Annotated in this window: 1 protein-coding gene; it reads left to right on the forward strand. The window is 45.7% G+C overall.

Translation table 11 applies throughout. The features are described 5' to 3' along the window. Positions 1–113 precede the first annotated feature (113 nt). A partial coding sequence (gene sppA / locus R7Q48_RS24205; protein WP_318132622.1) for a signal peptide peptidase SppA occupies positions 114–1,390 on the forward strand: 1,277 nt, incomplete at its 3' end.

Here is a 1,390-nt window from a genome sequence, read left to right on the forward strand (position 1 = left end):
GCCAATTGTTGAGTGAGCATGATAAGCTAAAAAAATGTTATCTTTTGAGATCTTAGAGATAAGAACCCATACTTTGTAAGATTAGGGAAAGACTATCTCGTTATGGAGACAAGATGAAAAAACTCTTCAAATTTATTGGTTTGATATTTAAGGGGATATGGAAAAGCATCACCTTTATCAGACTCGCGTTGGCAAACCTGATCTTCCTTTTGATGATCGCCGTGTTTTACTTTGCGTTTACCTACACTGGCGAAGGACGACCTGTTATCGAGAAAGAATCTGCTTTGGTTATGAACCTTTCTGGTCCCATCGTGGAACAGCGTCGTTATGTCAAACCAATGGACTCATTCGCATGTTCTCTTTTAGGTAACGAGATGCAAAAAGAGAACGTTTTGTTCGATATCGTGGACACCATTCGCTACGCAAAAGACGATACCAAAGTCTCTGGCTTGGTATTGGCACTGCGCGATCTGCCAGAAACGAACTTAACGAAACTTCGTTACATTGCTAAAGCGTTAAACGAGTTTAAGGCATCAGGTAAGCCAGTTTACGCGGTGGGTGACTTTTACAATCAGAGCCAATATTACTTAGCAAGCTACGCCGATAAAGTGTACATGGCGCCTGATGGTGGCGTACTGATTAAGGGCTACAGCGCTTACTCTATGTACTACAAAACTCTGCTAGAGAAGTTAGACGTATCCACTCACGTTTTCCGAGTCGGTACTTACAAATCGGCTATCGAGCCGTTTATTCGTGACGACATGTCGGATGCGGCAAAAGAGTCTGCCACTCGCTGGGTCACTCAGTTGTGGAGCGCGTTTGTCGATGACGTGACGACTAACCGCAACATCAACGCCAAAGTGCTAAACCCAACTATGGAAGAACTGCTTACCGAGATGAAATCTGTGGATGGTGATTTGGCGCAATTGGCAGTCAAAATGGGGTTAGTTGATGAATTGGCGACACGCCAAGATATTCGTACCCTATTCGCCAAAGAATTTGGTAGCGATGGTAAAGATAGCTACAACGCCATTAGTTATTACGACTACCTAGCAACGATTCGCCCTGACTACACACTCGCAAACCATGATATTGCCGTTGTTGTTGCAAGTGGCGCCATCATGGATGGTCAACAACCTCGTGGAACAGTAGGCGGTGACACGGTTGCAAGTCTACTGCGTCAAGCGCGTAACGATGAGAAGGTGAAAGCAGTCGTGCTTCGCGTAGACAGCCCTGGTGGCAGTGCGTTTGCGTCAGAAGTGATTCGCAACGAAGTGGAAGCGCTAAAAAAAGCAGGCAAACCTGTTGTAGTTTCGATGTCGAGCTTAGCGGCCTCTGGCGGTTACTGGATTTCAATGAGCGCAGATAAAATCGTCGCACAACCAACCAC

The sequence above is a fragment of the Vibrio sp. 378 genome, assembly GCF_033339435.1.